Here is a 13,151-nt window from a genome sequence, read left to right on the forward strand (position 1 = left end):
CCACCTTCAGGGACCTACATGCCCTGAAGGTGGCCTTCAGGGCGCTTCGCGACACGTCGGCGGTACTCATGCCCCCTCCACCCGCGCCGGCAGCTGCGCACCGGCGCCGGGAAGCGCCGCCGCGAACCGCCGGAACGAAGCCGCCCCCTGATGGTCGTCGAACACCGCGTCGAACCCGGCCAGCAGCAGCTGCCCGGTCTCCTCCTCGGTGAGCGGACCACCGACGCCGAGCTTGCCGCCGATCACCACCGTGAGCCCGCGCAACTGCTCGAACGCCCGCAGCCGCTGGATCACCCGCAGCCCGTCCTGGTAACCGTGGCCGTTCACACTGCTCAGCACCAGCATCGCCGGGCGGCGGCTGAGGCACTCCGTCTCCAGCAGCTCGTCGGGCACGCAGGCGCCGAGGTTCACCACGTCGAAGCCCAGCTCGGCGACCAGCAGCTCCAGGTACACCAGGTTCCACGTGTGCGAATCCGAAGCCATGCTGCTGACGATCACCGTGCGCTGCTCCGGCGCGGCCGCGACACTTCCGCCGTAGGCGCGCATCTCCTCGCTCACGGCGAGACCTCATAGGCCCGCTGGTAGTCCAAACGCGACACCGAGACGACGTCCCCGCCGCGTACGACGACCTCCGTCGGGGCCGGGCGGCCGAGGAAGCTGATCAGGCTGGCGGTGACGCCGTACGCGCCGACGTTCGGCACCGTCACGATGTCACCGGCCGCCAGCTCGGGCAGCTTGGCCGCCTTCGCCAGCGCGTCACCGGGAGTACACAGTGGACCGACGAGGCTGCCGACCTGGAGGCCCTCGCCTTCGATGCCGACCGCGGCGGGCAGCAGCCGGCCGAGGCCGGACAGGCCGCCGAGCGTGTTGATCCCGGCGTCCAGGATGACGAACCGCTGGCCCCGGCTCTCCTTGACGTTCACCACGCCGGCCAGCAGCGAGCCGCTGGTGCCGGACAGGTAGCGGCCGGACTCGCAGGCCAGCTCCATCCCGCCGTCGCGCCACTCGGGCAGGTACAGGTCGAGCAGCACTTCCAGCCCGGCCCGCAGCTTCGGGTAGTCGGTGCGCGGGCCCGGCACGGCGTACGGCGAGGAGAAGCCGCCGCCGATGTCCAGGAACTCCAGCGGCAGCCCGACTTCCTGGCGCAGCTGCGCGGCCGACTGGAGCACGAACTCGTACTCGCCGAGCAGGCTGTCCTCGTCCTTCGCGTTGCTCATGGTGAAGAAGTGCGCGCCGACGACGCGGGTGCCGGGCACCGCCTTCAGCGCGGGCATGAGCGAGGGCAGCGTCTCGGCGTCGATGCCGAACTGCGAGGGACGGCCCATCATCCGGATACCGCTGGACGCGTTGCCCTGCGTGGTGTTGACGCGCAGCAGGCAGGACGCCGTCACGCCGTGCTTTTCCGCCGCGGCGCCGACGTGCTGCAGGTCCGAAAGCGACTCGACGGAGAACAGCCGGACACCGGCGGCGATCGCGTGCTCCAGCTCGCCGTCCGTCTTGCCGGGCCCGGTGTAGAGGATCTCGCCCGGGTCGAAGCCGGCGGCCAGCGCGTTCGCCAGCTCGCCGGTGGAGCTGATCTCCGCGCGGCAGCCACCGGCACGCAGTTCGCGGGCGATCTCCGGGTGCGGGTTGGCCTTCAGCGCGTAGTAGAGCTGGAAGCCCTCGGGCAGGAGGCCGAACAGCTGGTCGCGGGATTCGGCGACCACGTCGAGGTCGTAGACGTAGGTGGGCGTGCCGAACTTCTCGGCCAGCCCTGTGTAGTTGCTCATGCGCGGGCACCTTCCACCAGAAGCGCGAGTTCCTTCGTTGCGTTCTTGCCGTGCGCCGTGAGCGGGAACTCGTCGACGACGTGGCACAGCGACGGCACCTTCTGCGGTTCCAGCCGCTGGGCCAGCTCCCGCAGGACCGTGGTCGGCGGGAGGTCGCTCTCCACGCAGATCGCCAGGTCCCGCGTCTCGCTCGGCGGGATCGCGCCGGCCGCGCGCACCCCGGGGATGTCCATCGCCGCGGCCTCGATCTCCAAAGTGGACATCCGGATGCCCTTGCGCTTGAACATGTCGTCGCGGCGGCCTTCGAAGTAGAGGTAACCGTCGGCGTCCAGGCGGCCGTAGTCGCCGGTGTGCAGGCGGAGCCCGCCGGTGGCCTCGTCGGGGCGGAACGCGCGGGCCGTCAGCTCCGGCGCGCGCCAGTAGCCGGGCATCACGTGCGGGCCGGCCGCCACGATCTCGCCGATGTCGCCGGCCGGCAGCTCGGTGCCGTCGGCCGCGAGGATGTGCACGGACGTGCCGGGCAGGGGCAGCCCGGACGCGCCGGGGCGTTCAGCGTCCTCTTCGGGAGGCATGATCGTGATCCGCTTGCACTCGGTCTGGCCGAACTGGCGGACCACGCGGGCGCCCGGGAAAGCGTTGCGCAGCTTGGCGATGGTCGCGTCGGGCAGCGCGGCGCCGGTGTTGGTGAACAGGCGCACGGGCGCGGCGCCGGCCGTGTCACGTTCGGCCAGCGTGGCGATCATCGTGGCGAGCGACGGGACGATGGGGACCACCGTGGCGCCGACCTCGCGCATCCGCTGCAGCAGCCGCAGGTCGGATTCCGCGTCGGCGAGCACGATCTCGCTGCGGCCGAGGGTGGCCAGCAGGACCTTGTAGAGGCCGTAGTCCCAGGACATCGGGAACCGGCAGAACACCACGTCGTCGCGGCGGTAGCCGAGCACGGCCTGGATCGCGCGGGCGGCGAAGGTGACCTGCCGGTGCGGGCCGATCACGCCCTTGGGCGCGGCGGTGCTGCCGGAGGTGTAGATGAGCACGGCGACGTCGTCGGGCGTCACCTCGGTCGGCTCGGCCCGCTCGCCGGCGCGGAAGGCCGCGTCGACCTCGTTCCACAGTGGACCGAACTCGGCGGGCGTGAGCACCAGCTTCGGCTCGGCATTGGCCACCACGGAGTCGAAGTGGAACTTCTTCATCGCCGGGTTGATCGGCACGAACACCGCGCCCCGCCGGGTGGTCCCGTAGAACAGGGCGACGAGCTCGCGGTTGGTCGGCAACTGCACGACCACGCGGTCCCCGTGCCCCACCCCGCGACGGGCGAGCACAGCCTCCACCGCCCGGCTCCACTCCGCGGCCTCCGCGTAGGTCCACTCGCCGGCCCGGTCGCGCACCGCCGTGGCCCCCGCCGCGTCGGCCACCGCCTCGTCCAGCAGGGAAAAGATCAGCGAACCACCAGGAGAATCGTTCACGACTGCCACTCCCATGTACTCGACGGGCCTGTCCCCGGATGACTGCGTGCCGCGGAAAACCCTCCCCCGACGTCGCAGAAAGCTAGCCGCGCCGCCTCGGGCGGTCACACCCCTAACGGCCCCTAACCGGCCGCCCGGGACGGCACGCGAAAAGGCCTGCCCCGCCCGGAAACCCAGGCAGAGCAGGCCTTTTCAGATCCGCTTTAGATCTCGGTCAGCCCACTGTGCGCACCAGACACGTTGGTCAGTTGGTCTGCGAGTTCTTCAGGTGCTTGCCGATGTACCCGACGTAGACCCGTCCAGTCCCGCGTGCGTCGTTGCAGTAGTAGAGCCGAGGACTGATAATCCCGAACTGCGCGATCTTGAAGTGGGCGCCCATAAAGATCTCTTTATCCGCGCTGAGCTGCACAGGCACAGGAAACATGCGCTCCGCACGCAGCTTCGCGTTCGAGCGGACAGTCGGGCTCTCATCTGCGGCGTGCCGGTTTGGGGAAGAGGCTCGGCACCCAGTCGGCGGACTGCCCAAGTATTGGTGGACACTACCCTCGAACTCACCTTGGGAGACAACCCGTGCGTAGTCATCGAGAACGCCGAAGACGTCCCAGATCTTTCCGGCCCAGGATCCAGTGTCATACTGATCGAGTTCCCGTAGCCGGTCGGCATCACCCGTGAACGACACTCGCTCCCACTGGGAGAGCATATCCACCAGCTGCTCGTAGTCCTGCGGCCGTCGTTCCGGGACATTTGCCGTGGCATCCCAAACCTCATCAGCGCGTCCGGCGCTGATCAGCAACCGCTGCAACCGTCTTACTTCCCCGGCCGCCGCAGCCTGAGCTTCCTCCGCGTCGGCGGCGTCGAACTGCGTGTCCTCCAGACGCCGTCGCACCTCAAGATGGTCCGCGCGTAACGCAGCCAACTCTGAGTCGTACTCAGCAAGGCGGGCTTCGATCGCAGTGCGGGCAGCCTGTGCGCTGCGAGCAACTTCCGCAAGCACACCAAGTTCCATTACCCGTTCAGCAGTGACTTCCGGCCCGAGTATGAGGCCGAGCGCCACGGCGACCGGATCGCTGTACGGTTCGGCCACTGCTAACGGATCCTGCTGCAACGTCGGAGCAGTCGGCTGGTCGAGCGTGGCTACCAGGTTGGCATTGATGATCTGCGCGAAGACACGGTCGATCTTGGTGGCGGCAGCCGGCAACGGCGTGTCGAGCGCGGCCTCACGTGCACGACGCCCCAGCATCCGGGCGAGCCGCCGAACAGGATCCGCGACGATTCGGTCCATTCCCAGCACCTTGTGCCGTCGACCGTCCTCCGCATCATCAGGTTCCACACCCGGCCGGAAGGTACGCACCGTCCATGGATCAATCCGGTGAGCAGGCCCGATCGCGTTGTTGAACTCGGTCGTCGCCTCTGGCGACAGGACGTAGCCGCCGGCAAGTCCCACACAGTCCTTGAGCAAGTCCCGAACATGTTCCAGCCACCTGCCGAACGGCAAGCTGGGGTCGGATCCAGCGACGAAGACCAGGCTGCGGCGACGGGGATCACAGACGGCATCGACCAGGTCAGCGACCTCGGACGTGACCTGCACCGGTCGCGCCTGGCCGTGGCGCACATCGTCGGTCGTGGCGTCCAGGACCTCGAGTAGCGACCGTGCTAGGTGAGGAATTGCCGCATCGATGTGGCTCGGTCCTTCCAGGTCGAGCCACAGCCATGGCTTGGCTCGCTGATTCCCGGGCACGTCGACGGTCAGCTGGGTCCGCCAGGTCCCGACAGAACCAGCCTCCGTGATCGTCGCCCGAAATGACCTCGAACCGTCCGCCCTTTCAGACTTCTCCAGTGCGCCATTGGCGTGCTCAGCAAGCGCGACCTCCTCGCCGAAACCGAGGGCGTCAGCATCAAGTCCTTTCCTGCGCAGCCACGAGTGCAACTGTTCGAGAGCTAGCTTTTCGACCTCTTTGCGATCGTCATTCACCTCGACGAACAGCCGATAGTGCAGCATGAGACTTTCTTCTGCCATGAATCCGCTCTGCTTCATGCCACTGTCAGTCTCGATCGCAACAGCTTCCGTTACAGATGCTCAACGGCAAAGGCCTGCCCCGCCCGGAAACCCAGGCAGAGCAGGCCTTTTCAGATCCACTTCAGACGGCGGCCGGACGGCTACGCCGCATTGGAGCGCCGACGCCCGACGTGGTGCGCGATGGCGGCGGCGACGCTCACCGCGACAACGGCTCCGGTCGCGACCGGGCTCAGGAACTTCGACAGGCTCGGCGCACTGCTCGGCCCGATCAGCCACACCGCCAGCGGCACGACGTAGGCCGCGGTGAGCGCGCCGGTCCACCAGCGAAGGGCGCGCAGGCGGGCGTCTCGCAGGGTCCCGATCAGCACCACTGCGATCGGGAGGCCGGCCATCAGGGCGAACTGGCCGAGCACGAAAACGGGGACCAGCCAGGCCGCGATCAGCACGGTCAGCGAGGTGCGGCGGCCGGTCGGGCCGGCGGGGTTCACGCGGTCGACGGTCGGGGTGGCGGTGGTCATCGTCTGCTCCTGCGGGTCGGTCGGCTGGCGCTTCTTGCGATAGTTAGAAGCTATAACACTTCGTCCCGAGAGGCAATAGCCAAAGTGAGAAGTTCTAACTAGAACGCTCACAAAGCTCGCCGACCAGGCAAAAGCGCCGAAAAGAGGCCTGCCCCGCCGGGAACCCCGGCGGAGCAGGCCTTGCCGGACCAGCTCACCCGACGGGCACCGGGTTGAGCAGCTCGGCCGCCGTAGCCGCCAGCGTCTTGCGGTCGATCTTGCGGTTGGAGTTCAGCGGGAACTCGTCGACATGGCGGTAATGCCGCGGGATCACCCCCTCCGGCAGCACCTGCCGCAGCGCGCGGACAAGCTCGATGACCGGCCGCTCGCCGCCGGTGTAGAAGACGAACAGCTCGGTACCCGCGTCGCCCGCGACACCGAGGGCCACCGCGTCCAGGACACCGCAGTCGCGCAACGCGTGCTCCACCTCCGTCAGCTCGATGCGCCAGCCGAGCACCTGCACCTGCGAGTCGAGCCGGCCGAGGTAAGCCAGATCGGCCCCGTCGAGGCGGCGGACGCGGTCGCCGGTGCGGTAGAAACGGCGGCCGTCGCGGTCGAGGAAACGGCCGCGTTCGTCGGCCGGGTCGAGATAACCCGGCGTCAGCTGCGGGCCGGCGATGGCCAGCTCGCCCTCTTCCGGCTCCTCGACGTCACCCTCGCCCAGCAGCAGGTAGTCGTGACCCGCGTGCACCGCCCCGATCGGGACGACGCCGTTCACCGCGACCTGCGGCGTCACCTCGTCGTCCCACTGATAACCGGCGACGGTGATGGTCAGCTCGGTGGGGCCGTACAGGTTCTCCGCGATCGCGTTCGGCGCCGCGATCCGCCAGTCCGCCGTGTCCCGCACGGTCAGCGCCTCGCCCGCGAAGAAGCTCCACCGCAGCCCCGGCAGCGCCCCCGGGGTGAGCCCGCCGGTGCGGCGGACCAGGTCGATCGCGCTCGGCGTGGAGAACCACACCGTCAGCCCGCGCTCGGCCGCGAACGCCGGCAGGTTCCGGTACGCCGCGCCGGGCAGCACCACCGCGGGCGCCCCCGCGCCCCACGCGCAGAACAGGTCGAACATCGCGCAGTCGAAGTTCAGGTCGAAGGTCTGCGAGAACACGTCGTCCGGGGTGAAGTCGTACCGCTCGTCGAGCAGGCCGAAGTAGTGCTCGGTGGCGGCGTGGCCGATCCGGACCCCCTTCGGCCGCCCGGTGGAGCCGGAGGTGAACAGCACGTACGCGCTGTCCTCCGGACGCACCGGCCGAGGCGCCGTCAGCGAGTGGGCCGCCCGCGGCCGCACCACTGACGGCTGGTCGCCGCATTCGGGCGCCAGCACGGTGACCGCCCGTCCGCCCAGTGCCTCCGGCAGCAGGGCGAGACCACGGGCGTCCGCGACGATCGCGTCCACCCCGGCGGCCTCGACCATCTGCCCGGTCCGGGCGGCCGGGAAGTCCGGGCGCAGCGGGACCACCGTCGCGCCGGCGTACAGCCCGGCCAGAATCCCGGCGTAGGCGGTGACTCCCTTGCCCGCCAGCACCCCTACGGTGCGGGCGCCGGCCTCGGCCAGCGCACCGCCCCACAACAGTGCCAGCTCGTGCAGCCGGTCGTAGGTGACGGCCTGCTCACCCACGTGGACGGCCACTCCGCCGTCCGATCGTTCGAGGCCGCGCAGGAACCGCGAATGCAGTCCGCCGGTGAAGCTCGTGTCCATCGTGGTCCTCCGCCAGTAATAGGGGTACAGATGCGTCGATCCGGGACGGCGACGCGAGGTAGAGTCCAAAACCGAACCGGGCGGTCGGTTTCATGCCTGGTAGATCCGAACCTAGTCATCCGGAGCAGCCATGTGGGACAGCACTTTCGACGAGACCCTTCGCACGTTCCTTCCGTTCCTGCCCGCCGAGGAGGCGCTGACCGCCGAAACCCCGCTGCGGGAGTACGGGCTCGACTCGCTCGCGACCGTGGAACTGCTCGCCTTGCTGGAGCAGAACTACAACGTGCGCTTCGAGGACGACGCCCTGAACCTGGAAACGTTCGAGAACCCCGGCCGCCTGTGGGCGACCCTGACCGAACTCCAGCCGGCTAGCTGACGCGGGACGGGCCCGCGCCCCGGCGCCGTGGCTGCAGGGCCAGCCGCGGGTTCACGGTGACCACTTCGAACCGGCTCGTGGTGGCGCGGACCCGGCCGAACAGCGTGTCCGGTCCCGCCACCCAGAGCTTCCGGACGCCGAGCTGCTCCAAGGAGGACACGACATGCGGCCAGCGCAGCGGCTTGACGATGCTGTCCAGCAGCATCGTGCGCACTTGCTCACCGGTGCGCAGGATCGAGCCGTCCTGGTCGGCGACGATGGGCAGCAGCGGGTCGTGGAAGTCGAGGCCGCCGAGGACCTCGTCCTCCGCCTTGCGCCGCAACGCCCCGAACGCGCCCGAGTGCAGCGGCGGCCGCATCGTGTACAGCGACAGCCCGCCCATGCTCCGGATCGACTGCTTGAGCCAGTCGAGGTTCCGCTCGCGCAGCGAGACCATGTAGAAGTCGTGGTCGATGTAACACGAGATGTCGGACCACTCGCCGCGGCCTTCCAGCTCGGCGAGGGCGTCGTTGAGCTTCTCCTCCGGGGTGCGGACGAACGAGTGCGTGACCACGTCGGTGTGCTCGGTGGCGAAGAACTCGTTGAGGCAGCGGGCGAGCTCCGCGGTCATCCACACGGCGTCGGGGAAGGTCAGCGAACCGGCGTACACACTGGCCGGCTTCTCGCCGAAGCTCGGCCCGGTGCAGTAGTCGGGGCTGAGGTCGTACTCCTGCTCGGCCCATTCGGCGAGCGCGAGGCAGGTCAGCATGAACCCGACCTGGGCGTACTCGGAGTAGTCGCCGTCGGCCTCGCGGAAGTTGTCGACCAGCGAGTAGCCCAGCCGGTCGTTCGCCTCCCCGATCAGCCGGCGGGCGAACGGGTTGATCAGCAGGAACTTGCCGAAGTCGGCGAACCGGCACGGGCTCATCCCGGGGAACACGACCGCCGATCCGGCCCGGTTGGCCTCATCCATGACTGGCGACCTCTCGTTCGGCGGCCCGGCTCACGGGCTCGCGGGGGTGGACTTGCTGCAGGAAGCCCAGCAGGACCTCCTGGAACCGCTCGGGTTCCTCGAGGTGCGGGACGTGGCTGGAGTGCTCGAAGATCTCCCAGCGCACGTCGTGGATCCGGTCGAAGTACGGCTGGACGGTCACCGGGGTGGCTTCGTCGTGCCGGCCGGAAATGAGCAGGGTGGGTGCCTCGATGTCGTCGAGGTACTCGATCACGGAGTAGTCCTTCAGCGTGCCCGAGACGGTGAACTCGCTCGGCCCGTTCATCGTGGCGTAGACGGTGTTGTCCTCCGCCATCTCCATGAACGAGGCGAGGTAGTCACTCGGCCACGGCAGCTCCCGGCAGACGTGGCGGTCGTAGAACACCCGCATCAGGTCGAAGTACTCCTGCGTGGTGGTGGTACCGGCGGCTTCGTGCTCCCGCAGCCGGGCGTCGACGCCGGGCGGAAGCTGCGCCCGGAGCACGTCCATCTCCTGGCGCCACAACGGGTACGAGGCGGGCGAGTTCGCGATCACCAGCCCACGCAGGCCGTCCGGGCGCTGCGCGGCGTGCCGCGCGACGACCAGCCCGCCCCAAGACTGTCCATAAAGGACGTAATTGTCCTCGATGCCCAGCCGGTGCAGCAGGTTGTCCAGCTCGTCGGCGAACAGCTCCGGGGTCCAGAAGTCCGCGCCCCGGTCCGGCAGGTGCGTCGAACCGCCGCTGCCCAGCTGGTCGTAGTGCACCACCGGCCACCCGTGCCCGGCCAGTTCGCCGAGATTGCGCAGGTAGTCGTGGGTGCTCCCGGGCCCGCCATGGACCACGACCACGGTGGGCAGCTCGCCGCCGACGACGCCGGTGACCCGGTACCAGGTGCGGTACTCGCCGAAGGGAACCCAGCCCTTCGCGGTGGGTGCCACGGCCATGCTCATCACCTCTTTTGTCTCCCTCGTCCGGCTGCGTTCGGATGCTGACGGCCGGATCCACCTTCATGTCTATCCGCCGCGGCCGCGTCGTCACCAGCCCCTAAGGGGCGTCTAAAGCGCGTCTAAGTGCCACCACTTCATTACTGCACAACGGATCCCGGCGGAAGGCCCCGGCGGCGGAACAGGGGTGCGCGACCCCTAGCCGCGGCTTCCCGGGTCGGCCGGCCGTCCCATCGGGACTACCTTCTTCCCAGTACCAGCAGTGGTTTTCCACCCGCGACATCGGAGAGTGCGGCCATGCGTGTTTTGCTGATGGTGTTCCCGACGAGGACGCACGTCTACAGCATGGCGCCGGTCGGCTGGGCGCTGGCCGCGGCCGGGCACGAGGTCCGCTTCGCCGGGCAGCGCAATCCCCGGGAGGTCGCGTCGTTCGCCGAGACCGGCCTGGACGCGATGTGGTTCGGCGAGGACCTCGACATCGCCCGGCACCGGCAGGTGGACGGCAACGACACGACGCGGGACGACTTCCGTATCTCCGAAAGCCGGCCCGAGCGTTATACCGAAGAGTACGTGCGCAACGTCTACGACCAATGGATGCAGGTCTTCCGCTGGGGCGCCCCCGAGCCACTCCTCGACGAGCTGGTCCGGTTCGCCCGGCAATGGCAGCCGGACCTCGTGGTGTGGGACCCGATGATCTACCCCGCGCCGATCGTCGCGCAGGCGATCGGCGTGCCGCACCTGCGGATGATGTACGCGGCGGACCAGACGGCCCGGCTCGGCGCGCAGTACCGGGACCTGCGCGCGAGCCGGCCCGACGACACGACACCGGACCCGTTCGAGGAGTGGATGTCCGCGGCCGTCGCGCGCTTCGGCGCGGACTACGACGAAAACCTGCGCTACGGCGTCAAAACCATCGACTGCCACCCGTCCTACCTGCGCTACGACGGCGTCGATGTGGACTACCTGCCGGCCCGGTTCGTGCCGCTGAACAAGCCGATGGCCATCCCGCGCTGGGTGCTCGAACCCCCGGCGCGCCCGCGCGTGCTGGTGACGCTGGGCATCTCCAACCGGCAGACGCTCGGCGTCGAGGAGACGTCGGTGGCCGACCTGCTCGACGGCCTCGCGGACCTCGACGTCGAGGTGATCGCGACGCTCAACGCCGCGCAGCTGGCCACCGTGCCCAAGGTCCCGGACAACGTCCGCGCCGTCGACTTCGTGCCGATGAACGAGCTGCTCGCGAGCTGCTCGGCGATCGTGCACCAGGGCGGCGGCGCGACGATCGGCAACGCCGTGGTCAACGGCGTTCCGCAGCTCGTCATCCCCGGCACCACCTGGAGCGAGCGCGTCTCGGCGGAAGCGCAGGTCAAGCGCGGGAACGGAGTGCTGGTGGACCTGGAGGACGTCACGCCCGGCTCCGTGCGCGAAGGGATCCAGCGGCTGCTGGAGGAGCCGGGCTTCCGCGAGAGCGCGCTCGAGGTGCGCGACGAGATGCTGGCCACGCCGACGCTGGACGAGCTGGTGCCGGAGTTCGAACGGATCGCGCGATGCCGGTGACGCAGCGGCCGCACGCGATCCGGACCATCGGGTTCCTGATCGCGGGCTTCCCGCTGCGGCTGCTGGCGTTTGTCCTGACGCTGGCGTCGGTGGTGGTCGGCATCGCGACCACCATGCTGTGGGTCGGCATCCCGATCCTCATCGCCGCCACGTCCATCGCCCGCGGCTTCGCCGACCTCGAACGCCGCTGGGTGCACACCCTGCTCGGCATCGAGATCGCCGACCCGCTCCGGCGCCCGCACGGAAACGGGCTGCTGCACAAGTGGCAGACCCGGTTCATCGACCCTGTCACCTGGCGTGAGCTGGCGTTCGTGCTGCTGGCGCTGCCGCTGGGCATCTTCGAGTTCGTGGCCGGGATCGTCTCGGTGGCGGTGCCGCCGTTCGGCATCTACATCGCGCCGCGGATCGGTGCGATGCACGGCACGCTGTCGCTGTCGCTGCTCGGCCCGGACCGGACCGCGCAACTGGAGGCGCGCACGCGCCAGCTCAAGGACTCCCGCGCCCGCGGCGTCGACGCCGTGGAGGCCGAGCGCCGGCGCATCGAACGCGATCTGCACGACGGCGCGCAGCAGCGGCTGGTGGCCGTCGCGATGAGCCTGGGGCGCGCGCAGCTGAAGCTCGACACCGACAACCAGGCGGACGTGCGCGAGCTCATCGGCGCCGCGCACAGCGATGCCAAGCTCGCCGTCTCCGAGCTGCGTGACCTCGCGCGCGGGATCTACCCGCCGGTGCTGCAGGACCGCGGCCTCGACGCGGCGCTGTCCTCGCTGACCGCGCGCATGCCGCTCCACGTGGACGTCGAGGTGACGGTGGAGCCGCGGCCGCCCGCGCCGGTTGAGACCACGACGTACTTCATCGTCAGCGAGACGCTCACCAACATCACCAAGCACGCGGGCGCCGACCGCGCCTCGGTCCGGGTCACCCGCGACGCCGCCACCGTGGTCGTCGAGATCATGGACAACGGCCACGGCGGCGCCTCGGTGAGCCCCGGCGGCGGGCTGGCCGGGCTGGCCGACCGGGCCGCCACGATCGACGGGGTGCTCACCGTGGTCAGCCCCGTGGGCGGCCCGACGGTGGTGCGCGCCGACCTGCCCGTCCGATGGTGAGCTTTCGGCTCTGTTTCCAACCCGCTCGGCGAACCCCCTGAGGAGCACCCCATGCGCGTCGTGATCGCCGAAGACTCCGTGCTGCTGCGCGCGGGCGTGCAGAGCCTGCTCGCCGACGTCGGCATCGAAACCGCCGCCGCCGTCGACAACGGCGACGACATGCTGGTCGCCATCCGCGAACACCACCCCGACCTGGTCATCGCCGACGTCCGCATGCCCCCGACCTTCACCGACGAAGGCCTGCGCGCGGCTTTGGCCGCCCGTAAGGAAGTCCCGGGCCTGCCGGTGCTGGTGGTCTCGCAGTACGTCGAGGGCAGCTACGCGGTCGACCTGATCGCCGAGGGCACTTCGGGCGTGGGCTACCTGCTGAAAGAACGCGTCGCCGACGTGGCCGACTTCCTGGAGGCAGTCCGCCGCGTGGCCGGCGGCGGCTCCGCGATCGACCCGGACGTGATCGCCCAGATGCTCTCTCGCAGCAAGGACCCGCTCGACGCCCTCACCGCCCGCGAAACCGAGGTCCTCAGCGTGATGGCCCAAGGCTTCTCCAACGCCGCGATCGCCAAGTCCCTGGTGGTGACCCAAGGTGCCGTGGAAAACCACATCAGCAACATCTTCGCCAAACTCGGCCTGGAAGCCAGCCGCGACGAAAACCGCCGCATCCGAGCGGTACTGACCTATTTGGACAGTACCGCCGTGCGCGCGTGATTCACCTGATCGATAC

Annotated in this window: 12 protein-coding genes; 4 read left to right on the forward strand and 8 right to left on the reverse strand. The window is 69.3% G+C overall.

Annotated features, from left to right (window positions below; translation table 11 throughout):
• Positions 1–66: 66 nt before the first annotated feature.
• From OG943_RS26795 to OG943_RS26820, 6 genes are all read right to left on the reverse strand, one after another.
• Positions 67–558, reverse strand: coding sequence for a cobalamin B12-binding domain-containing protein (locus OG943_RS26795; protein ID WP_328603683.1), 492 nt, complete (start codon positions 556–558; stop codon positions 67–69).
• Positions 555–1,769, reverse strand: a complete 1,215-nt coding sequence (locus tag OG943_RS26800) for a type III PLP-dependent enzyme (RefSeq protein WP_328603684.1) — start codon at positions 1,767–1,769, stop codon at positions 555–557. Before OG943_RS26800 ends, OG943_RS26795 begins: the two co-directional genes overlap by 4 nt.
• Positions 1,766–3,232, reverse strand: a complete 1,467-nt coding sequence (locus OG943_RS26805) for an AMP-binding protein (RefSeq protein WP_328603685.1) — start codon at positions 3,230–3,232, stop codon at positions 1,766–1,768. The genes OG943_RS26800 and OG943_RS26805 overlap by 4 nt, the downstream gene beginning before the upstream one ends.
• A gap of 244 nt (positions 3,233–3,476) precedes the next feature.
• Complete coding sequence (locus OG943_RS26810) at positions 3,477–5,267, reverse strand: hypothetical protein (RefSeq protein ID WP_328603686.1); 1,791 nt, start codon at positions 5,265–5,267, stop codon at positions 3,477–3,479.
• A 122-nt stretch (positions 5,268–5,389) separates the two neighbouring features.
• Positions 5,390–5,767 carry a hypothetical protein gene (locus OG943_RS26815; protein WP_328603687.1) on the reverse strand — a complete coding sequence of 126 codons (378 nt, stop codon included), beginning with the start codon at positions 5,765–5,767 and terminating at the stop codon, positions 5,390–5,392.
• A 193-nt stretch (positions 5,768–5,960) separates the two neighbouring features.
• Positions 5,961–7,499 carry an AMP-binding protein gene (locus OG943_RS26820; protein WP_328603688.1) on the reverse strand — a complete coding sequence of 513 codons (1,539 nt, stop codon included), beginning with the start codon at positions 7,497–7,499 and terminating at the stop codon, positions 5,961–5,963.
• A gap of 130 nt (positions 7,500–7,629) precedes the next feature.
• On the opposite strand from OG943_RS26820, the gene OG943_RS26825 reads away from it, so the two are divergent.
• On the forward strand, positions 7,630–7,875 hold the full coding sequence (locus tag OG943_RS26825) for a phosphopantetheine-binding protein (RefSeq protein ID WP_328603689.1): 246 nt from the start codon (positions 7,630–7,632) through the stop codon (positions 7,873–7,875).
• On the opposite strand, the gene OG943_RS26830 is transcribed toward OG943_RS26825, so the two are convergent.
• Together OG943_RS26830 and OG943_RS26835 are read right to left on the reverse strand one after the other, a co-directional pair.
• On the reverse strand, positions 7,868–8,827 hold the full coding sequence (locus OG943_RS26830; protein ID WP_328603690.1) for an ACP S-malonyltransferase: 960 nt from the start codon (positions 8,825–8,827) through the stop codon (positions 7,868–7,870). The genes OG943_RS26825 and OG943_RS26830 overlap by 8 nt on opposite strands.
• Positions 8,820–9,770 (reverse strand): proline iminopeptidase-family hydrolase, encoded by a 951-nt coding sequence (locus tag OG943_RS26835; RefSeq protein ID WP_328603691.1) that lies wholly within the window; start codon positions 9,768–9,770, stop codon positions 8,820–8,822. Before OG943_RS26835 ends, OG943_RS26830 begins: the two co-directional genes overlap by 8 nt.
• A gap of 297 nt (positions 9,771–10,067) precedes the next feature.
• On the opposite strand from OG943_RS26835, the gene OG943_RS26840 reads away from it, so the two are divergent.
• From OG943_RS26840 to OG943_RS26850, 3 genes are read left to right on the forward strand one after another with little or no spacing between them, the layout of a single operon-like run.
• Positions 10,068–11,324, forward strand: a complete 1,257-nt coding sequence (locus OG943_RS26840) for a nucleotide disphospho-sugar-binding domain-containing protein (RefSeq protein ID WP_328603692.1) — start codon at positions 10,068–10,070, stop codon at positions 11,322–11,324.
• On the forward strand, positions 11,315–12,430 hold the full coding sequence (locus OG943_RS26845) for a sensor histidine kinase (protein ID WP_328603693.1): 1,116 nt from the start codon (positions 11,315–11,317) through the stop codon (positions 12,428–12,430). The genes OG943_RS26840 and OG943_RS26845 overlap by 10 nt, the downstream gene beginning before the upstream one ends.
• 51 nt (positions 12,431–12,481) lie before the next feature.
• A complete protein-coding gene (locus OG943_RS26850; protein ID WP_328603694.1) occupies positions 12,482–13,135 on the forward strand; it encodes a response regulator transcription factor in 654 nt (217 codons plus the stop codon).
• The last annotated feature ends 16 nt before the right edge of the window (positions 13,136–13,151 follow it).

This window comes from Amycolatopsis sp. NBC_00345 (assembly GCF_036116635.1).
Classification (GTDB): Bacteria; Actinomycetota; Actinomycetes; order Mycobacteriales; family Pseudonocardiaceae; genus Amycolatopsis.

Coding starts and splice junctions, on each gene's coding strand:
- OG943_RS26800 (WP_328603684.1), bottom strand. CDS start 1,769: ATGAGCAACTACACAGGGCTGGCCGAGAAGTTCGGCACGCCCACCTAC.
- OG943_RS26810 (WP_328603686.1), bottom strand. CDS start 5,267: ATGAAGCAGAGCGGATTCATGGCAGAAGAAAGTCTCATGCTGCACTAT.
- OG943_RS26815 (WP_328603687.1), bottom strand. CDS start 5,767: ATGACCACCGCCACCCCGACCGTCGACCGCGTGAACCCCGCCGGCCCG.
- OG943_RS26820 (WP_328603688.1), bottom strand. CDS start 7,499: ATGGACACGAGCTTCACCGGCGGACTGCATTCGCGGTTCCTGCGCGGC.
- OG943_RS26825 (WP_328603689.1), top strand. CDS start 7,630: ATGTGGGACAGCACTTTCGACGAGACCCTTCGCACGTTCCTTCCGTTC.
- OG943_RS26830 (WP_328603690.1), bottom strand. CDS start 8,827: ATGGATGAGGCCAACCGGGCCGGATCGGCGGTCGTGTTCCCCGGGATG.
- OG943_RS26835 (WP_328603691.1), bottom strand. CDS start 9,770: ATGGCCGTGGCACCCACCGCGAAGGGCTGGGTTCCCTTCGGCGAGTAC.
- OG943_RS26840 (WP_328603692.1), top strand. CDS start 10,068: ATGCGTGTTTTGCTGATGGTGTTCCCGACGAGGACGCACGTCTACAGC.
- OG943_RS26845 (WP_328603693.1), top strand. CDS start 11,315: ATGCCGGTGACGCAGCGGCCGCACGCGATCCGGACCATCGGGTTCCTG.
- OG943_RS26850 (WP_328603694.1), top strand. CDS start 12,482: ATGCGCGTCGTGATCGCCGAAGACTCCGTGCTGCTGCGCGCGGGCGTG.